17 protein-coding genes are annotated in these 26,739 nt (G+C 68.1%); 5 read left to right on the top strand and 12 right to left on the bottom strand.

Annotated features, from left to right (window positions below):
* The first annotated feature begins 372 nt into the window (after positions 1 to 372).
* Positions 373 to 1,893 carry an MFS transporter gene (locus tag L8F96_RS15190; RefSeq protein ID WP_334656502.1) on the top strand — a complete coding sequence of 507 codons (1,521 nt, stop codon included), beginning with the start codon at positions 373 to 375 and terminating at the stop codon, positions 1,891 to 1,893.
* A 90-nt stretch (positions 1,894 to 1,983) separates the two neighbouring features.
* Positions 1,984 to 5,001: a TonB-dependent receptor domain-containing protein gene (locus L8F96_RS15185; RefSeq protein ID WP_334656501.1), complete on the top strand. Its 3,018-nt coding sequence runs from the start codon at positions 1,984 to 1,986 to the stop codon at positions 4,999 to 5,001.
* Positions 5,002 to 5,035: 34 nt separating this feature from the next.
* Here L8F96_RS15185 and L8F96_RS15180 read toward each other — a convergent pair whose 3' ends face one another.
* The gene (locus tag L8F96_RS15180; protein WP_334656500.1) at positions 5,036 to 6,301 is read right to left on the bottom strand and encodes a TetR/AcrR family transcriptional regulator; all 1,266 of its coding nucleotides are present in this window, start codon (positions 6,299 to 6,301) and stop codon (positions 5,036 to 5,038) included.
* Positions 6,302 to 6,404: 103 nt separating this feature from the next.
* On the opposite strand from L8F96_RS15180, the gene L8F96_RS15175 reads away from it, so the two are divergent.
* Positions 6,405 to 7,235 carry an SDR family NAD(P)-dependent oxidoreductase gene (locus L8F96_RS15175; protein WP_334656499.1) on the top strand — a complete coding sequence of 277 codons (831 nt, stop codon included), beginning with the start codon at positions 6,405 to 6,407 and terminating at the stop codon, positions 7,233 to 7,235.
* A gap of 62 nt (positions 7,236 to 7,297) precedes the next feature.
* On the top strand, positions 7,298 to 8,809 hold the full coding sequence (locus L8F96_RS15170; protein WP_334656498.1) for a flavin-containing monooxygenase: 1,512 nt from the start codon (positions 7,298 to 7,300) through the stop codon (positions 8,807 to 8,809).
* 34 nt (positions 8,810 to 8,843) lie between these two features.
* Here the strand turns inward: L8F96_RS15170 and L8F96_RS15165 are convergent, their stop codons facing one another.
* From L8F96_RS15165 to L8F96_RS15130, 8 genes are all read right to left on the bottom strand, one after another.
* Positions 8,844 to 10,046 (bottom strand): serine hydrolase domain-containing protein, encoded by a 1,203-nt coding sequence (locus L8F96_RS15165; RefSeq protein WP_334656496.1) that lies wholly within the window; start codon positions 10,044 to 10,046, stop codon positions 8,844 to 8,846.
* A 141-nt stretch (positions 10,047 to 10,187) separates the two neighbouring features.
* A complete protein-coding gene (locus L8F96_RS15160; RefSeq protein WP_334656495.1) occupies positions 10,188 to 11,594 on the bottom strand; it encodes a TolC family protein in 1,407 nt (468 codons plus the stop codon).
* Positions 11,591 to 12,649, bottom strand: a complete 1,059-nt coding sequence (locus L8F96_RS15155) for an efflux RND transporter periplasmic adaptor subunit (protein ID WP_334656494.1) — start codon at positions 12,647 to 12,649, stop codon at positions 11,591 to 11,593. The genes L8F96_RS15160 and L8F96_RS15155 overlap by 4 nt, the downstream gene beginning before the upstream one ends.
* On the bottom strand, positions 12,633 to 14,315 hold the full coding sequence (locus tag L8F96_RS15150) for an ABC transporter transmembrane domain-containing protein (protein ID WP_334656493.1): 1,683 nt from the start codon (positions 14,313 to 14,315) through the stop codon (positions 12,633 to 12,635). The genes L8F96_RS15155 and L8F96_RS15150 overlap by 17 nt, the downstream gene beginning before the upstream one ends.
* A gap of 294 nt (positions 14,316 to 14,609) precedes the next feature.
* Positions 14,610 to 14,750, bottom strand: coding sequence for a hypothetical protein (locus L8F96_RS15145; protein ID WP_301091896.1), 141 nt, complete (start codon positions 14,748 to 14,750; stop codon positions 14,610 to 14,612).
* Between the two features lie 90 nt (positions 14,751 to 14,840).
* Positions 14,841 to 15,173, bottom strand: coding sequence for a hypothetical protein (locus L8F96_RS15140; RefSeq protein WP_334656492.1), 333 nt, complete (start codon positions 15,171 to 15,173; stop codon positions 14,841 to 14,843).
* A 179-nt stretch (positions 15,174 to 15,352) separates the two neighbouring features.
* Entirely contained in the window at positions 15,353 to 15,823 is a 471-nt protein-coding gene (locus L8F96_RS15135) for a hypothetical protein (RefSeq protein ID WP_334656491.1), read from the bottom strand.
* A gap of 69 nt (positions 15,824 to 15,892) precedes the next feature.
* On the bottom strand, positions 15,893 to 19,330 hold the full coding sequence (locus tag L8F96_RS15130; protein ID WP_334656490.1) for a S8 family serine peptidase: 3,438 nt from the start codon (positions 19,328 to 19,330) through the stop codon (positions 15,893 to 15,895).
* Positions 19,331 to 19,777: 447 nt separating this feature from the next.
* On the opposite strand from L8F96_RS15130, the gene L8F96_RS15125 reads away from it, so the two are divergent.
* Positions 19,778 to 20,815 carry a zinc-dependent alcohol dehydrogenase family protein gene (locus L8F96_RS15125; protein WP_334656489.1) on the top strand — a complete coding sequence of 346 codons (1,038 nt, stop codon included), beginning with the start codon at positions 19,778 to 19,780 and terminating at the stop codon, positions 20,813 to 20,815.
* On the opposite strand, the gene L8F96_RS15120 is transcribed toward L8F96_RS15125, so the two are convergent.
* The 3 genes from L8F96_RS15120 to L8F96_RS15105 all read right to left on the bottom strand — a co-directional run bounded on the left by L8F96_RS15120 (position 20,812) and on the right by L8F96_RS15105 (position 26,732).
* Positions 20,812 to 22,632 (bottom strand): hypothetical protein, encoded by a 1,821-nt coding sequence (locus L8F96_RS15120; RefSeq protein WP_334656488.1) that lies wholly within the window; start codon positions 22,630 to 22,632, stop codon positions 20,812 to 20,814. The genes L8F96_RS15125 and L8F96_RS15120 overlap by 4 nt on opposite strands.
* 1,558 nt (positions 22,633 to 24,190) lie before the next feature.
* Complete coding sequence (locus L8F96_RS15110) at positions 24,191 to 25,468, bottom strand: replication initiator protein A (RefSeq protein ID WP_334656486.1); 1,278 nt, start codon at positions 25,466 to 25,468, stop codon at positions 24,191 to 24,193.
* A 139-nt stretch (positions 25,469 to 25,607) separates the two neighbouring features.
* Positions 25,608 to 26,732 (bottom strand): ParB/RepB/Spo0J family partition protein, encoded by a 1,125-nt coding sequence (locus L8F96_RS15105; protein ID WP_334656485.1) that lies wholly within the window; start codon positions 26,730 to 26,732, stop codon positions 25,608 to 25,610.
* Positions 26,733 to 26,739: the final 7 nt, after the last annotated feature.

Raw genomic sequence — 26,739 nt, 5'->3', positions numbered from 1 at the left:
CCCCGCCGCCGCTGTGCCGCCGGCGCGCTCCGGCCGAATCAGCGTGCCTCGCGGCCTGCCTGCGGGACAGGATCGGGCGAATCTGGCCTCGCTGACGTGAAGCGTGGCCAGAGGGACAGGAGGGGAGCGTCTGGTTGGAGCGATTGGGAGGATCGTCGTTCACCTCTCCCGAAGAAAAGGCTGCGCGCGAGTGTTCGGTGGTGCTCAGAACATGAAGCCGGGTCCAAGGGCTCGGAGGCGCCACCTATGCCTTTGCTTCATGGCAGATGCACCCTGGAGGTGGATCGACGCTGCACGCCGCCGATTTTAGGTTGCCGTAACTAAAGAAAGCGGTACGCTGCAACCAAACCCACCGTAGAGTAGAGGTTTGTGTTGGAGAGGAAAAACGCGGCCTTCGGTGTGCCGCCCGCGGCGCCATTGCGTGCTCGCACCAAATTGCTGTTCGGCATGGGATCGCTGGCCGAGGGGGCGCAAACCGTTGCGTTCGGGTCGTATCTGCTGATCTTCTACAACCAGGTAATGGGTGTTCCGGCGGGGATCGTGTCCGCCGCGCTGATGGCATCGCTGGTCATCGATGCGATCAGCAATCCGATCCTTGGCCATGTCAGCGACAATCTGCGGTCGCGGTGGGGACGCCGGCACCCCTTCATGTATGCCGCGGCGCTGCCGACGGCATTGTGTTTCTGGCTGATGTTCAATCCGCCGCAGGGGTGGAGCAACGACGCGCTGTTCTGGTACATCCTGGGCGTCGCGACGCTCGGCCGGATCGCGATCAACCTCTACGAGCTTCCCTCCGCCGCGCTGACGCCGGAGTTGAGCGAGGATTATGACGAGCGCACGTCGCTGATGACGTGGCGCTATTTCTTTGGATATGTCGGCGGGCTCGGCATCGCGACCTTGCTGTTCTTCGTGCTGCTGCGCCCCACCCCGCAATATCCGGTCGGCCAGCTCAACCCGGAAGGCTATCACCAACTGGGCATCATCGGCGCGGTGGTGACGTTCGCCGCGATCCTGATCTGCGCAGTGGGGACACAGGCGCGCGGCAGGATGGTGCCGCAGCCCCCTGCCCGCGAGCGGCAATCGTTCGCGCAGCATTTCCGCGAGATGCTGGGCACGCTGAACCACCGCGGGTTCCAGGCACTGCTGGCCTTCGGGGTGCTGAAATTCTCCGCCGCGGGCCTGTACGCCTCGATGGCGGTGTATCTGGGCACCTATGTCTGGCAGCTGAGCCCAAGGAGCATGGGCCTGCTGGCGTTCGACGGCGTCATCGCCGCGCTGATCGCGCTGTTCCTGGCACCGCGCGCCGCGCGCCGCTTCGGCAAGCGCGCCGTCGCCGTCGTCGCCGCGGCGCTGGGCGTGTCGCTAGGCCTGATGCCATTGCTCCTTCGCCAGCTGGGCCTGTTCCTCCCGATCGAGCCGGAGGGGCCGCTGGTGGCGACCCTGTTCGCCTTTGCGACGATCTTCGGCACCTTTTCGGCGACCTCACAGATCATGACGAGCGCGATGATCGCCGACGTGGTGGAGGACAGCATGGTCCGCACGGGTCGCCATGCCGCCGGTACCTTCTTTGCCGCCAACGCCTTCATGAAGACGTGCACCAGCGGGTTCGGCGTGCTTGGCGCCGGGTTGCTGCTGAGCCTGTCGGGATTTCCCGAAAAGGCGATCCCCGGACAGATCGCGCCGGAGGTGATCGACCGGCTGGTCTGGCTCTACATGCCGACAATCGCGATCCTGTGGGCGATCGCCATCGTCTTCCTCTCCTTCTACCGGATCGATCGCGCCCGGCACGAGGAGAATGTCCGCCGCGTGCGCGAGAGCGCGGTGGTGGAGGATCTGTCCGCCCGAGCCGGCGAGCCTACGCGCCTGCCACCGACGGTGCTGCCCAGCAGCTGACCAGAACAGGCCTGCCCCACGAAAGGCCAGCGGCCGACGCCGCTAAACCAACACCCGCGCAAGATCGGGGTCTCAAGGAGAAGATATATAATGCCGTTGCGTTCCTGGCTGCTCACGAGCGGCGCCCTGTTGACCATTGCCGCGCCCGCCGCGTCCATCGCGCAAACGGTCGATACCAATGTCCCGTCGGCCGGCACGGTGCCGGCCCCGGCGCCCTCCATCACCCCGCCGCAGTCCACCGCGGTGCAGCCGCCGCTCGACGACCAGGCCGCCGCCGACATCATCGTCACGGGATCACTGATCCGCGGGCAGCGGGAGGATTCGGCGCTGCCCGTCGACGTCATCACCGCCGGCGAGCTTCAACGCCAAGGCAGCCCCAGCGTCGTCGAGCTGCTGAAGGCGTTGCCGGTCGCCAATGGCACGCTGGGCGATTCCAACCAGTTCGACAATCGCAGCCAGGGCGCCGAGGGCATCGCCAGCATCAACCTGCGCGGTCTGGGCCCGTCCCGCACGCTCGTCCTGCTGAACAGCCGGCGGCTGGTGCGCGCGGGCAATGGCGTGCCGACGGTGGACGTGAACCTGCTGCCGCTGGCGGCGATCGGGCGGATCGACATCCTGAAGGACGGTGCGGCCGCCACCTACGGGTCGGACGCGATCGCCGGCGTGGTCAATTTCATCACCAACCGGTCGCTGAAGGGACTGGTGGTCAGCGGCGACTACAAGGGCATCAAGGGATCGAACGGCGACTGGACGGCAAGCGCGGCGTTCGGACACAATCAGGACGGCCTGCGCGTCCTTGGCTCCTTCGGGTTCCAGCATCGCAGCGAATTGATGGTCACCGACCGCGATTTCGCGAACGGATCCTATACCAACAATCCCGAGAACGGCTTCACCCAGAGCGGCAATCCCGGCGTGTTCCTGCCCGTGTTCGGCAATGGCGCGCCGGCCGCTGGCCTGCGCCTCGACGCGGGCTGCGTCCCGCTGGGCGGGGTGGCGCTGTCCAACAACGGCGTCCCCAACCAGCGCTGCGCCAACCAGTATCTCGGCTTCAATGCCCTGACCGATACCGAGAACCGGCTGCAGGCGTATCTGGAAGTGGGCGTCGACGTGACGCCGGACATCGAGCTGGAGGTCACCGCGCTTTATGGCTGGTCGGAAGTGCCGCACCAGCGCAGCTCCCCCTCCTACGCCATCCTGCAGCGGCCATCAGCCTATACGCTGCCGGGCAGCTTCGGCGCGACGGCGCAGGCCGGCTTCTTCGTCCCCGCGAGCAACCCCGGCTATGCCGCTTATGCCGCGGCGAACCCTGGCGCGCTGCCGACCAGCGTCGCCGGCATCCCGGTGGCGGGGGCGACCTTCCCCGCGCTGTTGTTCCGGCCGTTCCTGCTGGGCGGGGCCAATGGCGTCGACAGTTCGGGGTGGCGTGAATCGGAATCGATCCGCTTCACCGGCGCGCTGACCGGCGCGCTCAACGATGCGCTCAATTTCGACGTGTCGGGCATGTACCATCGCTACACCCGCCAGACGATGAACATGGATACGATCGTCGACCGCGTGCAGCTGGGCCTGCGCGGGTTCGGCGGGCCGGACTGTAACCGCATCACCGGCACCGCGGGCACGGGCGGGTGCCAGTTCCTGAACCCGTTCAGCAATGCGATCGAGCGCAATGCGGTGACCGGCGTCGCCAACCCCGGCTATAATGCCGCGGTAGCCAATTCGCCGGAACTGTCGCGCTGGCTGTACGAACAGTCGCGCAGCAGCTTCGTCACGCAATTGTTCGTGGCGGAGGCGTCGGTCAGCGGCCGCACCCCGATCACGCTGCCGGGCGGCGACCTGTCCTTCGCCGTGGGCGGGCAATATCGCCGCGAATCCTACGATTCCAATTATGGTGCGTTCAACAACCTCGACATCACGCCGTGCCTCGACACGCCGGTGACGGGCAATCTGACCTGTTCGCCGCAGCCCGGGCCGCTCGCCTATCTCGGCTCCAGCCGGCCGCTGTCGGTGACGGGCGATGTCTATGCGCTGTTCGCCGAGGTACGCGCGCCGATCCTCGACACGCTCGATCTGCAGCTGGCCGCGCGCTACGAGGATTATGGCGGCGGGGTGGGATCGACCTTCAACCCCAAGGCGACGCTGCGCTGGCAGACGACCGACTGGCTGGCGCTGCGCGGCTCGGTCGGCACCACGTTCCGCGGGCCGCCCGACACGCTGCTGCAGGATGGCTTCGTCACCTCGTTGCAGGTGATCGGCAGCTCGTCGCGCGCGGTGCGCGTCTATAACAACGCCAATCTGCGCCGGGAGAAAGCGACCAACTATTCCGCCGGCGCGATCATCAAGACGGGCGGGCTCAGCGTCAGCGTCGACTATTTCCGGTACGAGCTGACGGACCTGATCGGCGCCGATCCGGTATCGGGCATGACCAATGCGCTGTTCGGGGCGAGCGGATCGGCCAATTGCAACAATCCCGCCTTTGCCGCGCTGCAGGCGCGCTTCACGTTCGACGGGGCCTGCGGGATCAACAATGTCGCACGGCTCGACACCTATTATCTGAACGGCGCCAAGGTGACGAACTCGGGCCTCGATTTCCTGGCCAATTATGACCAGGAGGACGTGCTGGGCGGCAGGCTGGGCCTGGGTGTCACGGCGACCTATGTCATCGACTACAAGACCAGCGACCTGGTGGTCGAGAACGTGCTGGTGCAGCCGGCGTTCGATGCGGTGGGCAAGCTCAATTACCAGACCAGCGCCTATCCGATCCCGCGCTGGCGTGGGCAGGCCTATGCCCAGTTCGGGGTCGACCGCGTCGATGCGCGCTTCACCTTCAATTATATCGACGGTTATGTCGACCAGCGCGCCCTGCCCTTTGCCCCGCGGCGCGAGCTGCCCGGTGCGCCGGTGATCGCGCGCGGCCAGCGGATCTCGGACTGGGCGACGGTGGACTTCACCCTGCGGGTCGAGCCGATCGACGGCACCACCGTCAGCTTCTCGATGCTGAACATCACCGATCGCGACCCGAGCTTCGCGCGGCTCGACCTCAATTACGATCCGTTCACGGGCAATGCGCTGGGCCGCCAGTGGAAGGTCGGTGTGACGAAGAAGTTCTGATCGGTGACGTTCTGACCGGACGGTGCGGGCGCGGTTATGCCGCGTCCGCGCCCGCCGGAGACTGGGCGCCGGGCAGCATCCCGTGCGCGAAGATCTCCGCGTAGATCGCGGTCGCGCGCGCCGGCCCGACGCGCGTGGCCCATTCCTGCAGGTCGACCGCGCGGTTGAGCATCGCCATCGCCATCTGGCTGGCGATCAGCGGGTCGACGGGCCGGATCGACCCTTCGCTGATCCCGTCGATGATGACCCCGGCGAAACGCAGCGCGAAGATGTTGGACTGGCTGATCACCTCACCCCGGTGGGTGGCGGGCAAGGTGGCGAGCGCGGTGGTGCGCATCAGCGGGGCATCGCCGGAAAACTGCACCTCGATCAGTGCGGTCAGCGCGCGCGACAGACGGTCCCACATGGTGCCGCCCGCCGCGCCCGCGTCACTCAGCGCCCGCGCGATCGTCTCATAGCTACGCTGGAAGCAGGCGAGGACCAGATCGTCCTTGCCCTCCAGATGGTGGTAGAAGCTGCCCTTGGTCACGCGCAGCTCGGCCGCGATGCGATCGACCGAGGCGCCGCGATAGCCGTCGCGGTTGATCAGGCGGGTGGCGGCGCGCAGGAACGCGTCGATGTCGACCTCCTGCCGCGGCTCGGGCGGCGTGGCGCGAGCGAAGGACATATGGACCAGCGCGCTGGTCGCCGGCGCGACGCCGCGCTCCCACACCTCGAACATGCGGCGCTCGACCCGATCGAAATCCTCGATCGCGTAGAAGCGCAGCCACACCGGCAGCCACAGCACCCCCTCCAGCACGACATGCGCGCGCGCGGTGTTGACCGCCAGAACCTCCGGCTGGGTCGCCGGGCCGAACCAGTCGCGCATGCCGCGCAGCACCGACTGGTAGAGTTCGGTCGCCTCGGCGCGATAGGGCTCGGGCAGCGAGCTCATGCCCGTCAGCACCGTCATCGGCCGTTCCTCGCCGGTGCGCATGCCGCGCTGAGCGGCGAAGACGAGGTGGAGATAATGGTTGAGGCGCGCGCGCGGATCGGGGCGGGTCGCGGCCTCGGCGACCTTGTCCGCGATCCGGCCCAGGGTTTCCATATAGGCCGCGTGCGCCAGCATCTCCTTGCGCTTGAAATAATAGGCCAGGCTGTTCTGGTTCATGTCCACGAGCTCGGCGACATTGGCGAAGGTCATGCCCTTCAGCCCGTGCTGATTGATCAGGGTCGCCGCCGCGTCGATCAGGCGATTGCGCCGCGCCATGAACTTGGCGGTCTTGCTGTCGGTGGTCTCGATCGCGGTCATTGCCGTCATGGTTAGCATGAACCCAGGCACCCGTCATCGCAACCGATTGTGCTCCGCGCCCGGCTATGCCAAACAGCACGAATAAAGAAAGCGGTATGGTTGGGAGAGGGTGATGGGGAACGAGTGGAACGGGTCGGTCGTGATCGTCACCGGCGCGGCGTCGGGGATCGGCCGGGCAAGCGTGCACGCCTTTGCCGCGGCGGGGGCCAAGGTGATCGCGAGCGACATCGCGGAGGGGGTCGAGGCGCTCGCCGGCGAGATACCCGGGGGGATGTGCGTCGCACTGCGCGGGGATGCGGGGGATGAGGCGCATGTCATCACGCTGGTCGCCGAGGCCGAGCGGCACGGCACGCTGCGCGGGTTCTTCGCCAATGCCGGCATCACGGGCGGCCCGGCGAGGGTGAGCGAGGCCGATCCGGCGCTGTGGATGTCAGTGCTGCGCGTCAATCTGGTCGGGCCGGCGCTGGCGATCAAACATGCAGCGCCGGCGATGGCGCGCCATGGCGCGGGCGCAATCACCTGCACGGCGTCGGTCGCCGGGCTGCGCGCCGGGGCAGGGCCGGCGGCCTATTCCGCATCCAAGGCGGGGCTGATCAACCTGGTCAAGGTGTCGGCGCTGGAGCTGGCGGGCAGCAACGTTCGCGTCAACGCGATCTGCCCCGGCCTGATCGAAACCAACATGACGCAAAAGTATATCGACCAGGCGCGCGCGGCCGGGTTGGGCAAGATGGTCGGCGCGACCAACCCGCTGCGCCGGCCGGGACAGCCGGAGGAGGTCGCTGGGCTGGCGCTGTTCCTCACCTCGGCCGCCGCCGCCTTCGTCAACGGGCAGGCGATCGCGATCGACGGCGGCCTGTCGGCCAGCCACCCGACCACGCCGCGTACCGCCGCCAGCCCTGTGCTGGCGCCTGCCGCTGGCGCTGCGCGCGCGGCCAATAACTGAGCTGGAATAAAGACAGCGGTATGCCGCGGCGCGGCGTCCGCAATGGTCAGGGGAGGATGGGAATGGACGAGATCGGGATCGACGTCGTGGTGGTCGGCGCGGGGCTGTCAGGGATCAGCGGGGCGGCATGGCTGGCGATGAAGCTGCCGCGCAAAAGCTTCGTCGTGCTGGAGGGGCGCGACGACATCGGGGGGACGTGGGACCTGTTCCGCTATCCCGGCATCCGATCGGACAGCGACATGCACACGCTGGGCTTTTCCTTCTTCCCGTGGCGCGACAAGGACGCGATCGCGGCGGGGGGCAAGATCAAGGATTATATCGGCGCGGCGATCGACCGGTTCGGCATCCGCCCGCGCCTGCGGCTGGGCCATCGCGTGATCAGCGCCGATTGGTGCAGCGAGCGCGCACGCTGGCGCGTGTGTGCGGAGCAGAAGGACGGCACCCGCGTCACCTTCGTCGCCCGCTACCTCTACATGGGGTCGGGCTATTACGATTATAGCGAGGGTCATAATCCCGTGTTCGCGGGACAGGAGGATTTCGCCGGCCAAGTGGTCCATCCGCAATTCTGGCCGGAAAACCTCGATTATGCCGGCAAGAAGGTGGTGGTGATCGGGTCGGGGGCGACGGCCGTCACGCTGATCCCGACGATGGCGCAGACCGCGGCGCATGTGACGATGGTTCAGCGGTCCCCCAGCTACATCGTCGCGCGGCCCGGCCGCGACAAGCAGGCCAACCGGCTGAAATCATGGCTGCCCGCCAACCTCGCCGGGGCGGCGGTGCGGTGGAAGAATGTCCTGACGTCGCGCAAGATGCGGCAGCGGATGATGAAGGACCCGGCGCAGGCGCGCCCGATGCTGATCGGCCTTGCCAAGGCGTCGCTGCCGCGCGGCTATGACATGACGCATTTCACGCCCCGGCATCAGCCGTGGGAGCAGCGCATCTGCCTGGCGCCCGACGGCGATTTCTACCGCGCGATCCACCGCGGCAAGGCGTCGGTCGTCACCGACAGCGTCGAGCGCTTCGTCCCCGAGGGCGTGAAGCTTGCGTGCGGGCAAGTGATCGGGGCCGATATCATCGTCACCGCCACGGGGCTGAAGCTGCTGCGCGGTGGGGGCGTGCAATTGCGGGTCGATGGCCAGCCGACCAACCTGAAGGATACGGTGATCTACAAGGGGGCGATGTATTCCAACATCCCCAATTTCAGCCTGGTGTTCGGCTATACCGGATCGTCCTGGACGCTGAAGGCCGACCTTGCGGCGCGCTACATGGTGCGGGTGCTGAAGGAGCTGGATCGCCGCGGCGCCGACATTGCCGTGCCGGCGGCGGACGTCGCATCGATGAAGACGACGTGGATGCAGACGTTCACGTCCGGTTATGTCGTGCGGGCGCGCGAGGACATGCCGCGCCAGGGCGTCGAGCATCCGTGGCAGGTCCACCAGGATTATGTCACCGACCGGCGCATCATGCTGAAGGAGCCGGTCGCCGACGGCGTCCTGCGGCTGGTGAAGGCCGGGGAGCCGTGGCAGGTCAGCAGCGGCACGAGCGCCGCGCCGCGGGTCGCGGCGGGCGGCTGAACCGATCAGCGGCCGCCGCACCCCGCGGCGGCCGTCACATCAATGCGGCATAGACCATGGTGCGGAAATCACGCCGTACCGGGATGGTCGGAACGGGCATCTGCTGCGTCATCAGGATGGCGTGGATCCGCTCCACCGGATCGATGAAGAATTGGGTCGAATAGATCCCGCTCCAGAAATATTCCCCGGCGGATCCGGGCATCATGGTGCGCGCCGGATCGATCGTCACCGCGACGCCGAGGCCGAAGCCGGTGCCGCCCGACCCCGCATCGGCGATCGGCGCGCGGGCGAGCGCCGCGATATCGGCGCCGCCGGGCAAGTGATTGCGGGTCATCAGGTCGATCGTCTTGCGCCCGATCACCCGCGCCCCGTCCAGCGTGCCGCCCGCCAGCATCATCGAGCAGAAGCGGTGATAGTCCGCGATGGTCGACAGCAGCCCGCCGCCACCCATCTTGAACACCGGCTCCCGCGTCGCGCGGCCATCGACCGCGCGGTCAATCACCCTGGCGCCGGCCGGCGTCATCATCCAGGCGTCGGTCAGCCGGTGAACCTTGTCCGGCGGACAGTAGAAGAACGTGTCGTCCATCTTCAGCGGCGCGAGGATGCGGCGGCGGAACACCGCATCCAGCGGCGCGCCCTCCAGCCGGGCGACGACGATGCCCAGCACGTCGGTTGACACCGAATAATTCCACGCGCTGCCCGGCGCGAATTCGAGCGGCAGCTCGGCCAGCGCCGCCACCACCGCATCGGCATCCCGATCACCGCCCGGCGCCAGGATCCGCTGCGCGCGATAGGCCGCATCGACATTGCTGCGGTTGAGAAAGCCGTAGGTCAGCCCCGACGTGTGCCGCAGCAGATCGATCATGCGCATCGGCGGCGCGGCCCGGGTGACCCACGGTACCGCCCCGCCGCCGCTTTCGAACACGCGCAGGTCCGCGAATTCGGGAATGACGGTGGCGACCGGATCATCAAGCGCGACCCGCCCCTCCTCCACCAGCGCCATGAAGGCCACTGCCGTCAGCGGCTTCGTCATCGAGGCGATGCGGAAAACGGCGCCGTCCGCCAGCGGGGTACCGTCGGCCCGCGCCGCGCCGGCGCTGGAGCGATGCACCACCTTCCCCTCCCGCGCGACGAGCAGCTGCACGTTGGGCAGCGCGCCCCGTTCCACATAGCGGGTGCGGAAGTGGGCGGACGCCTGCTCCAGCCGCTGTTCGTCGAAACCCAGCACCTCTCCCATACCGCATCCTTTGTTTTTGCTTATGCGGGTGGCGTAACCAGCCTGCCGGACATGTAAAGCAGGCATGTGGCCAGTGGCGGGCGTCGACCGTGACGCCTCGCCGCCACGGTAGCCGGAGCGGATCAGCGAAGAACGCGGCGGTCAGAGGCCCAACTGGCTGCGGTCGACCGTCGCGGCGACGAGTTCGGCGCGGGCGGCGGAGCGGCGGTATTCGGCGTCGAGTTGACGCAAGCGGGCGTCGGCGGCGCTTTCCTCACGCAGGTTGACGACGAGGAAGTCGCTTGCGCCGAGCTGGAAGCGCCGGCGTTCCGCCTCTGCCATGCGATCGGCGAGCGCGGTTTCGTCGGCAGCGAGCGCGACAAGGCGATCGGCAGCGGTGGCCTGGATGGCGAGGCCGTTCACCTCGACCAGAATCTGGTCCTCGATCATCTTGCGGCGGAATTGCAGCCCGTCGGCTTCGGCCGCGGCCTCGGCGATCTTGCCGCGCGCGGTGCGTCGTTCGAGCGGCATGGAGAAACGCAGGCCGACGATCCCCTCCAGCGGCGTGCGCGACACGCCGCCAAGGCCGACCGGGCCGACATCCTTGGCCGCCTCAGCGCGTATGTCGAGCCGCGGGCGCAGCTCGTTTTCGGCCAACAGCCGCTTCGTCTCGACCTGATCGAGCCGCACCAGGATGGTCTGCAGATCGGGGCGCTCGATCCGGCCGGCGAGGCTGGGGCCGAGCGGCGGCAGGCGCAGGTCCGGGAAGCTGGTCGGCAGGCGATCGGCAGCGAGCACGATCCGCTCCCCCAGATCGTCGCGCAGGTAGAAGGAGAGCGCATTGGCGGCGGCGTCGAGATCCTGCTCCGCGCGCACCAGCAGGGTCTGGCGACGGACGATATTCTGCCGGTTCTCCGTACCGAGGATCTCCGGCCGGGCGCCGAGCGCGATCTGCCGCTCGATAGAGGCCTGCCGCTTCGTCGCCAGCTCCAGGAGATCGCGATAGACCGCGACCCGCCGGCCGGCGACGACCCAGGTCTGATAAGCGTCGATCGCGCGCCGCTGCACGCCGATCGCCACCATTTCGCGATCGAGCCGGGCCAGCGCAATCTCCCCATCGGCGGGCCCCAGCCGGCCGCGGCGTTCGTCGATCAGCCGGTCACGCATCAGCGAAAAGACCGCGCCGACCTTCACCTCGCCCAGCCGGTTGGTGAACGCCTTGTCCTCATAGACGGGGAAGTCGCCGCGCGAGACGCGGTAGCCGCCGTAGAGCGCGCCGCCGTTGGTGGCGAGCGGACGCGTCGCCCGCCCCTCGATGACGGTGCCGTCATAATAGCCGAGCGCGCGGGACTGCGCCTCGCCCTCGAACAGGAGGTCGAAGGCGCCCTCGGCCGACAGGCGGCGACCGCCGGCCTGCCGCTCCCGAGTCATCGCCTCGAGGATTGCGGGCGCGTGCGTGGCCGAGGAGCGCAGCACCTCGTCCAGCGTCAGCGGCCGCGCCGCGGCGGGCGCCGCGACCAGCAGCGCGGCGAGGATCCAGAACATGGGGATCCAGAGCAGGCGGATCATTTCTTCACCTTGACCACCGGGTCCGGCGCAACCCCCTTCGTCTCATCGCCGGGCCGCCGAAATTCGAGCGGGAAATCGTTGAGCTGGCGCCAGAGCTCATAGCCGATGCTGACCGTTTCCATCTGGATCCAGCCGCGCACCTTGGCGCCCAGCCGGACGTAATCGGTGTCGGGCCAGGGCAATTTGCCCGGCATCGGTTCGACCAGCACGCGGAACAGGCCGGTCGCCTGCGCCGACGGGTCGATCGAGCGTACGCGCCCGTCGAACATGCCGTGCGCGACCGACGGCCAGCCGCTGAACTGGATCGCCGGCCAGCCTTCGAAGGCGAGGCGGACGGGCCGGCCGGGGCGGATGACGGCAATGTCGCGGCCGTCGACCATCAGCTCGACGATCCGCACCGGCGCCTCGGGCGCGAGCGTCGCGAGCCGCTCGCCCGCCGCCACCAGGGTCGCGCGGGCGCCGGCATTGATCGACTGGATCCGCCCGTCGCGCGGGGCGCGCACGGTCTGCGCCGACTGTCGGTTGAGCGTGACGTCGACGCGGCTGAGCTTCGCGCGTGCCTCGGCCAGCTTGGCGCGGTGATCGGCGACCTTGATCTGCGACGCTTCATAATCGCGCCGCGCGGCCAGCCCCTCGGCAAGCAACTGGCCCGAGCGGCCGACGTCGATCTGCGCCACGGCCATCGCCTGTTCGGCGGCGGCGATTTCGGCCAGCACCTGCGCGCGTTCGGCGGCGAGGCGGGCGAGGAGGTTGGGATCATTGTCGACGATCCGCGCGATCGGATCGCCGCGGCGCACGCGATCGCCGTCGCGGACGAACCAGCGTTCCACCCGGCCGGGCACGAGCGCAGTGACATCCTGCACGCGATCCTCCGGGTCGAGCGCGGCGACCTGCCCCGTGCCGGCGGAGGTCTGCACCCAGGGGACGAGGAACAGGATCGCGGCCACGACCGACAGCGTCACCGCGATCAGCCAGGCGAAGACGCGCGTCGCGCGTGGCGGGCGGATGCTCGCCAGCGTCGGAAAGTGGACGATATGGTCAGACCGAAAGGGCAAGGCTGCCTCCCTCGCTCGCGATGGCGATCAGCGTATCGACGTCGGGGCAGCGGCGCTGCTCGGTCGCGCCCATCCACAGCGCGCCGTCCCGCTCCAGCCCCTGCGGGCGGCGGGTGAATTGCAGCACGGTGGTATCGCCGCGCAGCCGCGCGAGGGCGGCATCGACACGCTCGGGCGGCAGGAGATCATAGAGCGGCGAGAGCACGAGCAGCTTGGGCCTGGCGAGCAGCGCGGCGGCCAGTTTCAGCGCCATCAGCTCCCCCACGGCAAGCGGCCAGCCGGAGGTGGAAACCACGGTATCGAGCCCATCGCGAAGGACGCTTAGCCGCTCGCTCAGCCCAACGAGGTCGAGTACCTCGACCATCCGCGACGTGTCGCCCGAGGCGGCGAGCCGCAGGTAATCGCGGATCGGCATTTCGACGAAGCTGGGGCGATCGAGCACCATCACCTCGGCGCGCAGGCGATAGGTGTCGAAGCCGCTGATCTCGCGCCCGCCGACGACGACCAGGCCGCGCTCCGCCGCCTGGTGGCGCTTCAGCAGCATCGCCAGCGTGCGCTCGACGCCGGGCGCCGCGACCACCGCCAGCTGTTCGCCGGCAGCGATTTCGAAGTCGAAGCGGTGGCCATCATGTTCGACATGGGCAAAGCGGATCGCGCCGCTGGCCGGACCCTCGCCATCGCCCCTGCCCTCCTCCTGCGGCACCGCCCAGAACAGCGACAGCTCCTCCAGCCCTGCGGCAAGATCGTACAGCGTTTCCAGATAAGGGCCGAACTGCGCGATGCCGTAGAAGACGCCCGACAGGATCAGCTCCGCCGCGACCAGCTGGCCGATCGACAACTGCCCCTGGATGATGAGCCAGCCACCCAGCGCCAGCAGCGCGGCGCTGGCCAGCGCATAGACGAACAGCAGCGCCAGCGTCTGCGCGAAGGTGTAGCGGAAATGCCGCCGGTGCGCGGCGACATAGGTGGCGGTCACCGCCTCCGACCGGTCCATCGCGAAATCGACATGGCGGCTCGACTTGTAGAAGCCGTTCGACCCGCCGACGCTTTCCAGCCAGTGCGCCGCGGCATGTTTGGCATGGCTCTTGGCCACCGCGCTGCGGATCGCGCCCGAGGCCCAGATCTGCCAGATGAGGAACAGCACCACCGCCAGCACGACGTTGAAGGCGAGGAAGAAGGGGTGGTAGAAACTGGTGACGACCAGACCCACCACGCCCTGCAGCACGATGGTGAAGCCGCCGATCAGCAGGCTGGGCAGCGTCTTTTGCACCGTCATCAGGTCGAAATAGCGGTTGAACAGGTCACCGCTGCGCGCGTCGGCGAAGAAGGGGTTTTGTGCGTGGACCGCGCGCAGCGTGATCTCCGCGACGATGCGCGCGAACAGCCGCCGCTCGAACAGCGCGAGCAGGTGGACGCGAAACGCCGCTAGCACCCCGGCGAAAAGCAGGAGCAGGAACAACAGCGCGGCGAGCGTGAACAGCGGGGTCGGCAGCGCAGTGTTGGCGACCGAGTTGATCAGCAACTGAACCGAAATCGGGGTGGCCAGCGACAGCAGGGATATCGCCACGCCATAGACCACCGCCAGCCGCACGAACGCGGCGTCGGGCCCGAGCACCAGTCTGATCCAACCCGCGAATGCCCGGATGCCCGGACGCGCATGCGCCATATACCTGCCTTCCTGAGATGCCGCACATCTGAGGAGGGCCCGCTATCGTTTCAATCGTCGCGACACTATAGTCCTGCGACGCCTGTCGTGCAGCGCAACAATTCTAAGGGATCGAGCAAGACTTTGACATAATTCAGCGCTGCCGAGACATGGTTTCAGCGGTAGCCGGGCTCGGTCGATATTGCTCCCACTGGAGGATGGCGCTCATCATTACTGACCGGCCGCCGCGCACTTCTTGCCGATAGGTCCATCGTCCGCCACACGATCTGCACGACCGCCGCGTGGCCATCACCATCAGGGCAAGGGGCCGAGCTGTTCTGCCTCTTCGTCGGGCACCATCGGCTCACCCGGCGTGTCGACGGGGGCGGGCGCGCCGGGGTCGGTGGACATGTCGCCGGGATCGGGCTCGTTGCCCGGTGGGCGCAGCGGGTTCATCGAATTCTCCTGCCGTTTCGCGTGCGGGTTGCAGATCCCCAACGCCTCAGTCGCCGGCTGGTTCGGTGAATAGCCGTCCCGCCCGCGCTACTAACTGGAAAGCAGCTGCATTACCTGCGCGCGGAACAATGCGATGCGGGCGCGCATCGTCTTTGGATCATGGTCGGGCTTGGCAAAGACGTTGGGGCACTCGGCCGCGACCATGATGTTGATGATCGTGGTCTTGTCGAGCGTCGGATCACGGCGCCGGATCTCGGCCAGCGCCTCGGTGATCATATTCTCTCGGTCGGGGCCGGCGAGCCGGCCGGTCAGCCCGTTGATGAACGCGGCGCCGATCGTTGGCGGCGCGACGGTCTGCGGGTCGGGGCAGGTCATCTGTTCGGTCGGCTGCCGGCAGGCGGCGACCAGCAGAAGCGCCACCATTGCCCGTTTTCCGGCACCCGTCATGGCGACCCTCCGCAGATGATGTTGGCCCGATCGAAGCGATCAGCCGCCGACAGTGGTGCGGGGTGACCCGGCAGGGGTCAATTCAGGACTATCCCCGAGATGGCGTTGTTGGTGCCCCCCTTCCCTGCCGTTCCGTACGTCGCACCGCCGGTGGCCTAGAAGCCGTCGGGGCGGCGCAGCGTAACGGTGGGGGCGCGGAGCAGCGTGGCGCCGGCGGGGTGGCGGGCGGCGATGAGGGCGGCCATGCGGGCGGCGCGGGCGGTGGGGGAGAGGCGATCGAGCGCGGCCTTCGTCGGCGCGTCGAGGGCGTAGAGGCGCCAGCCGCGCAGTGCCATGCAATCGCCGATGGTGGGGGACGGGACGGCCTCCCACGGCAGGGGAGCGGGGTTTTCCGGCCGGGGCGCGGCCTGTTTCTGGAGAGGAATGGCCGGGGTCAGCGCAGCGGCGGCCCCATCCCCGCCGACCGCATCGGCATGGGGACCGGTGGTGATCATCCGGCAGCGGCGCAGCTCAGCGTCGACCATCGCGGGCGTCGCGCCGGGGCGGTTGTAGAAGGTGGTGGCGGGATCGGAGGTCGCCGCGAGAAGGAGCAAGGCGAGGAAGGACAAGGCAGGCAGCAGCGACACCCGAACACCCTTCCCTGCTGGACACGGGGGCGGCGGTGCGGCCGCCCCCGTCCCGTTACGCCCGGTCCGTCAGAACCGCACCGTCACGCCGGCGCGGTACGAGCGGTTGCGAACATCCTCGCGCCCGACCGTGCCGTCGAGCGCGACGGAGAACTCAAACCGTTCGGTGCCATAAGCGAGGCCGGCCGACAATTCGCCCCAGTTGCGATCCTGCCCGGCGACGAGGAACGGCGCCTGGATGCCGGTGCCGCCCGCGAGGCCGGCGAAGAACACGTCCGGCCGATCCTTGAAGTCATGGACGAAATAGGCCGAGGCGACCGGGCGGAAGCCGGCGCGGTTGCCGTCGAGCTGGAGCCCGGCGCGGCCCTGCACGCTGAGGAAATCGTCCCTGGCGATCGCCAGCGCCGGGCCGGTGCCGGTTTCGACCAGCGGGGTATATTCAATCCGGCTGGCGCGCACCGCGGCGCGCGGGGCGATGCGAAGCGCGTCGCTGCCGAAGGCGTAGCTTGCGCCAAGTTCGGTCGAGAGCGCGAAGGAATTGTCGCGCCCGCGCAGGTCGAACGGCGTGCCGGCGAAGGTACCGGTGCGATGGGTGCGCGATTCATACACGCCGGCGCTGAACTGCGTATCGAGCGCGGCGCCGAAATCCTCTCCCAGGCGGCCATAGAGGGTGCCCAGGATCAGCTTGCCATCGGTCTTGCGGCCGAGGCGACGGTCGGCGTCGAGATCGGTATAGGACAGGCCGAAGCCAAGCACCGCGGTGTCGGTCACCTGCGCCTCAAGACCGCCGGCGATGAAGAAGCCGTCGAACTTGTCACGCCCGCCGCCCAGGATCGTGCCGGGCATCGGCCGGCTGGAACCGTCGACATAGCCGCCCGCAAGATAGGCCGAGACCGTGCTGGGCAGTGCGCCCTCCCGAACGACCGTCGCCGGCGTGTCGCTGACCGTCTGCGGCTGGCCCGGCATGACGATGGCATTGGCGGCGAATTGCAGCGGCTTGCCGATCAACGCCACCTGACCGCCGGCGAAGCTGCCGGGGCGCATCGCGCCGGTCCGCTCACGGTAGAAGCGCGCCATATTGTCCAGCCCGACGGTGCCGATCGCACGGCGCGTCGTTTCGGTGGTCGGCGCGAGCTGTTCCAGCGAGGCGCGGATCGTGCCGACGCCTTGCAGGTCGAGCGCGTCATAGACGTTGCGCAGCCCCGCATAGGCCGGGCGGTTGCCGTCGAGCAGGCGAGCGTAGGCGGTCTGCACCGGGGTACGGTCCACGACGCTGGCATAGGGGCGTGCGGCGATCGTCGCCTGCACCTGGCCGCCGGCATAGCGCACCTCGGGATAGAGGATCGCGCTGAACGGCGTGGCGGCATCGAAGCGGCCCGTGGTGCCGTTGGTGGTGGTGAGCACGGTGTAGCTGGCGCCGTAGCGCGGGAGCTGCCCGAGCGGCGCGAGCGTCAGCGTGCCGCCGAGCTGGGCGCGATTGGCGACCAGACGGTCCGAGCGGCCCGAGCCGCCGACGTCGATCAGCAAGGTGCTGCCGGCGTTGAACACCGCGTCGCCCGCGACGGTCAGCGTGCCGATCGCCCCGGCGCTGCCCGGCGCGACGGTGCCGCCCGACAGCGCGACGAACGAGGGCACCGTGCCATTGCCGCCCAGCGTGCCGCCATTGCCGACGGTGACCGCGGAGGCCGTGATCCGGCCGTTGACCGTCAGCAGCCCCTGATCGGCGCGCGTCGGCCCGGTGTAGCTGTTGGTGCCGGCAAGGATCAGCTCACCCGCGCCACGCTTCGTCAGGCCGCCGATATCGTTGCCGAAGCCGGCGAGAACCTCCGCGGAATAGCGATCGCGCGCGTCGGTGATGTCGTTCGACCAGACATCGACGGTGCCGGCGGCGACCTCCACCTCGCGCACGGCGCGAAGCGCGGTCGGGCCGCGGAGCGCAGTGCCCATCTGCGGCGCGCCCCAGCCCGAGCGCAAGTCGACGCCCGGCGTGTCGAGATCGCGCGAACTGGACACCAGAATGTCCGAGATCAGCGCAGTATCATATTCGGGAAACGCCTCCATCAGCAGCGCCGCGAACCCAGAGACATTGGGCGCCGCCATCGACGTGCCGGTCAGCGCGGCATAGCCGGGGCCGGTGTAGGTGATGAAGCGCCCCAGTTCCGCCGTGATCAACGCATCCGCCTGGATCAGCACCGCGGCAACGAATTCCGGGGTGAAGAAATCGAGGTTCGACACCAGGATGTTGGCGAGGGTGGAGGTATAGCCGTTGGGATCGCCGCCCACGAAGCGCGCGCCATAAGCGAGCGAGATGCCCACCGCCTCGCGCGCGACAAGCGTGCGTTCGCCCTCCTCGTCGAACGCGCTTCCCGTCGCCTGTGCCACCGCCTGGCGGCCAAGATAGCCGTTCAGCACGTTGATCCAGGCCGTGTTGGCGGCCGATTGCAGCTGCGCCACGGTGCGCCCGGCGTAGATGCCGGGATAGGCCGCGGCCGTATAGGTCGCGCGGATCGCATCGACGTTGACCGTATTGCCCAGCACGCTGGAAATGATCGCGCTGCCCGGGCCGGAGACGCACCAGGTGGCCGTCTGGCCGCACAGGCTGGTGCTGGGGGCGGCGGTGCCGTCGGCCAGGTAATTGGTCACCGACAGCCAATTGCCGCGCAGGCGCGGATCGTTGAGCGGCGTGACCGCGTCGATGCTGGCATGGACGCCGCCGCCATTACCGGCCGAGAAGACGACCAGCACGTCATTGTCGAGCACCGGCTGGTAGAAATCCCCAAGGTTCTGCGCGAACGTTGCCCGCGCCTGCGCCAGCGTGGCGGTGTAGGGCAGGCTAGTGCCCGAGCCCCAGCTGTTGTTGATGATCCGCACCTGTCCGGTGCTGGCGAGATCGACGATGTTATCGCGCGGGGTGGAGACGGTGGTGCCGTCGAGGATCTGATCCTTCCACCACAGGAAGTCGCCGGCGGCGAAATTGGCGGTCGCCGAAAAGATGTTCGCGCCAAAGGCGTTGCCGAAGCTGCGCTCCCCCGCGAGGCGGTTGCCCGCGGCCGTGCCGGCGACATGGGTGCCGTGGATTTCCCAGCGGCGGCGCTGGTTGACGAGGCCGTCATTGCCGTAAGCGGCCGGGACCACGGTGCGCAGGCCGCTGAACTTGCCCGCGCCGGAGAACAGCGGATGATCAACCAGCACACCTGAATCGTTGATGCCGATCGTCTGACCCTTACCCGTCAGGCCCATCACATAGGCATATTCGAGGCCCATATTGGCCTTGCTGTAGTCGACCGCGAATTGCGCATCCTCACGCCAGCTTTGCAGCGCGGCATTGTAATCGGCGGTGCGGGCGCCGGTGGCGGTGTAATAGCCGCCGGCGGGGGGTGGCGGCGCGGGCGGCGCGGTCGTTGCCGCATTCTGGGCCGCGGCGGGCATGCTGACGAGGCAGGTGGTGCACAGCGCAAGAGCAGACAAAGCAAGGCGTGCAGAGGAACGACGGGACGCAGCGAACATCAATGATTCTCCCCGGAACGCGAACTCTTCGGGATCGCGTCTCGGGCGAGAGATTATTCGTCACGCCTGAAACTTGTCGATGTGAAACCAACATATGTGAAAATGGATCAGGTTCCGTGGCTTTTGCGCCACATAGGACCAAAGTCTGGATTGCAAAAACATCCGAGATATGCGTCGCGCGGGATAGTTCTACGCTGCGGCGCAACTGACAACGGTGGCATGGTCGCACCGCGCGGGGCGGGTTTACCCTCCCCTCATCTTCATTTCATCGATGGCGTTACCACGACCACGCCGCCCACCACCAGATGCGTAATTCCCGAGTCTGCCGGGGCGGGAGCGCAGCGGGTACAGCAGCGTCTTCCCGGACCCGGCGCGACCGACGGTGAGATCGCGTGCCGCCAGCGACGCCGCGTCCGCCGACCTCTCGGAAGTGAGAAAGGGCTGTCAATGAAAGCGCTTGTCTACAAGGGCCCGGGCCAGAAGGCGTTCGAGGAGCATGCCAAGCCCGAGATTCGCGATCCGGGCGACGCGATCGTGCGCATCACCCGGACGACGATCTGCGGCACCGACCTGCATATCCTGAAGGGCGATGTGGCGACGTGTGAGCCGGGGCGCATCCTGGGGCATGAGGGCGTCGGCGTGGTCGAGGCGGTCGGGCCGGCGGTGACGACGTTCAAGCCGGGCGACCGGGTGCTGATTTCCTGCGTCAGCGCCTGTGCCAAGTGCGAATATTGCCGGCGCGGCATGTATTCGCATTGCACCACCGGCGGCTGGATCCTGGGCAATATGATCGACGGCACGCAGGCTGAGTTCGTCCGCACGCCGCATGCCGACACCAGCCTGTACCCGATCCCGGAAGGGGCGGATGAGGAAGCGCTGGTGATGCTGAGCGATATCCTGCCCACCGGGTTCGAATGCGGCGTGCTGAACGGCAAGGTGCAGCCCGGCGCGACGGTGGCGATCGTCGGATCGGGGCCGATCGGGCTCGCCGCGCTGCTGACGGCGCAATTCTACTCCCCGGCCGAGATCATCATGATCGACCTCGACGACAACCGGCTGGAGATCGCCAAGAGATTTGGCGCGACGCGGACCGTCAACAGCGGCGATGGCAAGGCGGTGGACGCGGTCAAGGCGCTGACCGGCGGGCATGGCGTCGATACCGCGATCGAGGCGGTCGGCGTGCCGGCGACGTTCGAGCTGTGCCAGCAGCTGGTCGCGCCGGGCGGGGTGATCGCCAATGTCGGCGTGCATGGCCACCCGGTGTCGCTTCACCTCGAGGCGCTGTGGGATCGCAACATCGCCATCACCACGCGGCTGGTCGATACCGTCACCACGCCGATGCTGCTGAAGGTGGTGGGATCGAAGAAGATCGACCCTGCCCTCCTCATCACTCACCGCTTCACCTTCGATCAGATGCTGGAGGCGTATGAGACGTTCGGCAATGCGCAGAAAACCGGCGCGATGAAGGTGATCATCGCCGCCTAGCCGCCGGCGGCGAGCGATGGCGCGGGGGCGATGCCGGGAGCGGCATGGCCCCCGCGGGCGAGCAGCAGATCCTCCAGCCGCCGGATCCGCGCGAGCACCTCCCCGTCGCGGCGTTCGCGCATCCCGGCGATGGCGATGGCGCGCGCGACCGGCCCCGCCGCCTCGCCCAGCGCCTTGCGCTCATCCTTGCCGTAGATCGTGCCGTCGGGCCGCGGGCCGAGCACGAGCCAGCCGACCCGGCCGACCGCCTCCGACTCCAGCGGGAGGCGCATCGGGAAGGTGGCATCGCCGCGCGCGACGCCGGCCGGCTCGACCGCCAGGTCGCGTTCGTCCAGCCATGCCCCCGCCGCCTCCGGCGAGAGCCCGTGCGTCGCCACCACGCGATCGCCGACCAGCACGGCGGCGCGGGTGGCCTGGACATTGCGGGCGGCGGAATCGACCACCGTCTCCGCGATCTGGCCGACCGACCCCGTTTCGCGCAGGTCACCGACGATCTGCGGCAGCCCCCGGCTCAGGCGCAGCAGCTGGCGCTGGAAGCGGCGTTCCGCCCAGCCGCTGACGCGGTGGTGCAGCGGCACGATCAGCACCGCGGCGAGCGCCGCGGCGAGGCCCCCGGCCAGTGCGCCGACCTGAGCGTCGAGATAGGTTTCGCACAAGGTCTCGATCAATTTCTCCCCCGCCGCGAACAGCGCGACGAAGCCGAGCGTCAACACGCCATAAGCGGCGGAGCGCCCGATCACCGTGTCCGCGTCATAGAGGCGGTAGCGCAGCAGCGAGACGAGCAGCCCGCCGACCATCGAGATCGTCGCGAATAGGCTGCAGATCAACGAGAGGCCATGAAGCTGGCTATATTGCCCCCCCGCTCCTGTCCCTTGCGCTGCCAGAAACGCCATGCCCGACAGGATCAGCCAGAAGGTGCCCGTGGCGAGCCCGAAAAAGCCCCAGCGGACCTGCTGCCGCATGATGCCCGCCGGCATCTGGCGGTAGCGCAACGCCATCCGCACCAGCACGACCGCGCACAGCGACAACACATAGGGCATGATGATCCACGGCCCGCCGACCCGTAAGATCAACGCCGGCGGGTAAAGCAGGATCAGGCCGATGATTGTCCAGGAGCGCGCCGACCCGATACGACCATCGGGAAAGCCGGCCAGGCCCACGAGCAGCATCGCCAGGCTGAGCGAACCCATCCACTCGCTCAAGAACGGGATGTCCAAGATATCGGCGAGTGGCGTGTTGGCGGTCGCGGCGTTGGTCGCAAAGGCCAGGGCGAGCAGCGCGGGCACCGGTTCACGGCGACGGCGGAACAGGAGGGCCGCGGCGATGAGAAAGGCGATGGACGACACGGTTTCGCTGAACCCCTGGAGCAGGCGCACCTTCTCCACCTCCCGCGTGTTGCTGGCCGCGCGGGTCAACCGGTGCGTGCGCACCTCCCCCTTTGCATTGCGCAGGGTCAGCGCAATGACGGCGCCTTCGGGCCGGTCGAGCAACCGACGCTGCTCGGCGAAATTCAGAGCGCGCATGGGACGACCATCGATGGCGAGGACTTCGTCGCCGGCCCGGATCCCGGATTGTTGCGCCTGTTGTCCCGTGACAGCGAAGATTTCGCTGCCTGATGACGACGCGCTCAGGCCGTAATTGAGCCAGCGATAGGGATACGGCTTGAAACTCTGCCACGTTCCAAAGACGGTGACGATCAATGCTGTCGCAATGGTCGCGGCCCAGATGATGCTGAAGATACGCAGCCCCGTGCCGGTCAGCCGCGGCAGTGTTTCCGGCAGCCGGATTCGCCATCGTGCAACAGACAGACTGATCATGACATTCCCCCGCGATAGTCATGCCCGACGGGGGCGGTTGCTGTCCAGCCGGGTCGCGACGCGATATCAGCGCGTTACTGTTGCCATGTCTTGTTGCGGGATCGGATCTTCTATGGGTGATCTGGATCAAGGGGCGTGACCGGGCCGGTTCATTGCCCGGGGAGCGTGTTGATACCGGCGGGGTGCCCCCCCCCTTACACAAGGGTCGGGCGGGAGCGGATGGCGTTCAGGACCGGGGGTTCGACGGCATAGACCGCCATGCGGCGACCGCCGCGGTTGACGTGATCGGTGATGCGGCCGGCATAGTGGCGGCGGACGAGGCCGGCGCGGACGAGGTCGGAGACGGCGCGGCTGACATTGGCGCGGCCGATCGCCAGCGCCTCCTCCGCCACGGCGGCGTCGATCACCGCGGCGTCCTGCGTCGCGATGCGGGCGGCGACCTTGGCGCGCAGCGTGGCGCGGCGGCGGTCGTTGGCCGCGAGCGGGGCGAGTTGCCGCGCGAGCCAGTCGCGCAGGGCGACACGTTCCCCCTCCCCTTCCGAGCCCTGAGTGCGTGTGCGAATCCAGGGACCGGCGCGGCCGTCGGCGCGGGCGGCCTCCGCGATCAGCCCGAGGACGAGGAAGGCGTAGCGCGGACGGCGCGAGGCGGCGGTCAGCGTGGCGAGGATCGAACCGAGATCGAGGGTGCTGCTGCTCATGCGGCGAATCAANGGACGGCGCGAGGCGGCGGTCAGCGTGGCGAGGATCGAACCGAGATCGAGGGTGCTGCTGCTCATGCGGCGAATCAAGCACAGTGCGAACACAAGGTGAATCCCCCTTGTGCGTCCGCGTGTCGTCTTTGTCGCGGGTGACACTTTGCCGAACGGGTCTGGGCAGAGTGTCATGGCTGACGTTTGTCGGGCTCCGCGGGCGGCGGTGCTTCTCGACTTGGCGGGCTGGCCTGTGGAGCGCGGGGCGACGGCAGAGTGTCACCCGTGACGCAAGGCTGATGGCGGTGTCGGCCTGACGGTGACGGCGCGCGGTGAATCCCCTCTTCCAATCCAAAAGATTTCACATCGCCTTCCGGGTTAGACGGTTTATCTTAGGGTTAGAGAGTTAGGCGGCTGCGACCGGCCGCCAAGCCACTGATATTACGCACTTTCCGGAGGGGCGCTGTTCCCGGAGTGTCGGTGCTGCGTTCCTGAAGGTGCGAGGATGGCGTTCCTGAAGTGTCGGTTGATGGTTCCTGAAGGTGCGAGGGATGTTCCCGGAGTGTCGAAGGACGTGATCGTAGGCCTGTTTGCGGCGGGGAATTGAATCGAAATCGGAGTGGGTGGCCGGATCGACGTTCAAATCTCCGGCGCGGCGCGGTGGACATGGCTGGACGGCGGCGTTGACCCGACACTTCGGGAACGGATCGGCGGGACGCGAGGGTATTTTGTCGGTGCTGCCTCCCCTGCCCCGGCCTGGCTTGGATGTCTGCGCGACCTGGCTTGAGAGGTGGTGCGCGATGCGGGGGGCGATGCGTGGCGGAAAGGTTTCGGGGGCACATGAGCGGGTGGGGCCCCCTCCCCTGTCGTCACCGGCCGAGTTTGTAGCGGTGCTTGTCGTCCCAGCGTTTGACGAAGCCGATGAACGCGTTCTGGTAGTTGACCGGCGTGCGCGCGGGATCGGCGTCGATCCACTGGCGGAATTCGGCATGGAGCGCCTGATAGTCCCAGCCGGGATATTCGGCGCGGAGCGTGTCGAGCGTCGCGTCGGTAAGGTCGCCGGCGGTGGCGCGCGTTGCCAGGCTCTTGACCGAACGGCTGACCGACCGGCGGATCATCGATGCCATTTCGGACAGCTCTGCGGTGCGTTCGGGCGAGGGGGCGGGGTCACGCGACAGGGCGGGGAGTGGCGACTGCGCGGGCGTGGCGGGGGCAGCAGCGGGTGTTTCCCCGGGGAAACGGGGGGCTGCGGGCGCCTTTGAGATGGTGCGCTTGCTGACGGACTTGGGTGTCGCGTCGGCCGCGGCGCCATCGGGGCGGCGGCGCATGCGCAGGTTCGGCTCGCGCTTGCCGGCCGGCTGCTCGATCGCGAGCGTATAGCCGGGCAGGGGGTCCTTCTCGGCGATCTTGGCGATTTCGAACTTGAAGCGGCGATACTGGCCCTCGGCGCCCGATTTCTCGAACAATGTGGGCATGGATATCGCGAAACCCGCCTCGCCTGCCCCGCCCGCGTGCTTGCGCGCGACCTTGTAGAGCCAGCGTTCGCGCCCGCCGGTGAGATCGAAATAGGCGCGGTCGATGCTGAGCACCCCGCCCGTCATCATCACGCCTTCCCAGAACCAGTTGGAGAGTTCGATCGTCATGCCGCGCGAGCGTTCGGTCTTCTCGTCGACGAGCTGGGTCCAGCCGTCGAGCCAGCTGAACGTCGCCTCGCGGCGGTTCTCGGCGCGGATGTTGGTCTTGATCGTGGTGGCGACGAGCCGGTCGAGCGCCTGGCCGAGCAGCTCATAGGCGCGGCCCGTGGTGGGGCGGCCGATCGCGCGCAGCAGGTCGTAGGGCATCAGGTGCAGCTTGCGCGGTACGTCGTTGACGCCGCGGCGCGCCATGTCGGCGAGCACGCTGGCGCAATAGATCAGGATATCGGCGTCCCAGATCGTCGCCATGCCGTAATCGGGGTTGGCCGAGACATGGACCCACAGCTTCCCGTCGGGGCTGCGATAGTCGATCGGTTTCACCCGCTTGGACTTCGCAAGGCTGAAGAACGGGCGCTCCATCATCTCGCGCTGATCGCGCAGTGGCAGATCGGCGAGATAGGGGAGGAAGAGGTCGAATTGGTCGGGCACCGCCTCGCGGCTGGCGCGCGTCACTGGGTGTTTCCCCGGGGAAACGGTGGGTGCCGGGCCGGGACCGGGAGAGGGGAAACGCGCGACTGTTTCCCCGGGGAAACAGCCGCCGCGGGGGGCAAAGTTCGTGAAGTTGATGCGTGTGAGGGGGTAAAAGCGTGGGTCAACGCTGCAGACCCCGGCCGTGCGCCTCCAGATGGGCGAGCGCGCGGCGCAGCGCATCGGCGAGTTCATCCGCGTCGGCGCCGGAGCCCGCATGAAGCCGGATCGTCACGCCCTGGCGGTTGGCGGACTGGATCGACAGGGCAGGGCGGCCGTGCGGGGTGGTCCACACCCAAGGGCGCTCCCCCGCCCCGCCCGCGCCCGCCAGCCGCGGCGCATCGAGCAGCTGGCGTACCACGTCCGCGGCACTCCACGGCCCAAGCCCCTTTTCCTGACGCGATTTCTGTTCCCGCGCCATTGCCTTCGCCTTGGCGAGGATGGCGGGCGCTGCGCTCTTGTCATCAAGTGCCTGCGCCAGCGTGTAGGCCGGCTTGAGCTGCACGTCGGCGGGGGAGGCGAAGGCGGCAATCACCGTGTCGGGGAGGGCAGCGACCTTCAGCATCTTCGACAGCCAGCCCTTGGAGAGCTTCAGCCGTTCGGCCATGCGCGTCAGGTGATTGTCGTAATGGCTCCTGAGCGCAGCGGCATAATTGCGCGCGCGTTCGAGGTCGGAGACGTCCTTGCGGGCGCGGTTCTCGAGGTCGGCGAGGCGGAAGGCGGCCTCGTCATCAAGCACCGCGACCTGCGCGACGAACACCATGTCGGGGTAGGAATGGGCCCGCAGCCACGAGATCGACCAGTGCCGCCGGGTGCCGGCGATCACCTCATAATCGTAATCGGGATCGCCCTCCACGCGGCGGACGACGGCTGGCACCTTCTGCCCGCCCTCGGCAATGATCGAGTCGATCAGTTCGCGGCAGCCCTCTTCGGTGAGATGCGCGTAGGAACGCGCATTGCCGGGCCAGATCCGCACGCGCGCGGGATCGAGCAGCAATTGCGTGACCTGCCGCACCTCACCGCTGGCGACGCGCGCCAGGGCCGATTCGCGGCCGAGCAAGGTGGTGCCGCGCAGCCGCTCGCGCCGTTCCGGCGCAGGGGCGGGCGGTGCCACGGGAGAGGCCGCCGCGGGGGAGGGGACAGATGCCGGGGCAGCGTCCGGGATCACGTCCGCGACCGGGGCAGTGATCACCGGCGGTTCGTCGTCGGCGAGCAGCCCTGCGAGATAATCCGATTGCTTACGCGCCATGCCGTGC

Source organism: Sphingomonas panaciterrae (assembly GCF_036890205.1).
Classification (GTDB): Bacteria; Pseudomonadota; Alphaproteobacteria; order Sphingomonadales; family Sphingomonadaceae; genus Sphingomonas; species Sphingomonas panaciterrae.
This window is presented reverse-complemented; position numbering and strand designations above follow the sequence as displayed.

Bases quoted from the DNA above. Each gene is read 5' to 3' on its own strand.
- L8F96_RS15140 (WP_334656492.1), bottom strand. From the start codon at position 15,173: ATGGTGGCGCTTCTGCTGGTCGCCGCCTGCCGGCAGCCGACCGAACAG.
- L8F96_RS15180 (WP_334656500.1), bottom strand. From the start codon at position 6,301: ATGACGGCAATGACCGCGATCGAGACCACCGACAGCAAGACCGCCAAG.
- L8F96_RS15120 (WP_334656488.1), bottom strand. From the start codon at position 22,632: ATGATCAGTCTGTCTGTTGCACGATGGCGAATCCGGCTGCCGGAAACA.
- L8F96_RS15145 (WP_301091896.1), bottom strand. From the start codon at position 14,750: ATGAACCCGCTGCGCCCACCGGGCAACGAGCCCGATCCCGGCGACATG.
- L8F96_RS15105 (WP_334656485.1), bottom strand. From the start codon at position 26,732: ATGGCGCGTAAGCAATCGGATTATCTCGCAGGGCTGCTCGCCGACGAC.
- L8F96_RS15125 (WP_334656489.1), top strand. From the start codon at position 19,778: ATGAAAGCGCTTGTCTACAAGGGCCCGGGCCAGAAGGCGTTCGAGGAG.
- L8F96_RS15160 (WP_334656495.1), bottom strand. From the start codon at position 11,594: ATGATCCGCCTGCTCTGGATCCCCATGTTCTGGATCCTCGCCGCGCTG.
- L8F96_RS15165 (WP_334656496.1), bottom strand. From the start codon at position 10,046: ATGGGAGAGGTGCTGGGTTTCGACGAACAGCGGCTGGAGCAGGCGTCC.
- L8F96_RS15170 (WP_334656498.1), top strand. From the start codon at position 7,298: ATGGACGAGATCGGGATCGACGTCGTGGTGGTCGGCGCGGGGCTGTCA.
- L8F96_RS15185 (WP_334656501.1), top strand. From the start codon at position 1,984: ATGCCGTTGCGTTCCTGGCTGCTCACGAGCGGCGCCCTGTTGACCATT.
- L8F96_RS15150 (WP_334656493.1), bottom strand. From the start codon at position 14,315: ATGGCGCATGCGCGTCCGGGCATCCGGGCATTCGCGGGTTGGATCAGA.
- L8F96_RS15130 (WP_334656490.1), bottom strand. From the start codon at position 19,330: ATGTTCGCTGCGTCCCGTCGTTCCTCTGCACGCCTTGCTTTGTCTGCT.
- L8F96_RS15175 (WP_334656499.1), top strand. From the start codon at position 6,405: ATGGGGAACGAGTGGAACGGGTCGGTCGTGATCGTCACCGGCGCGGCG.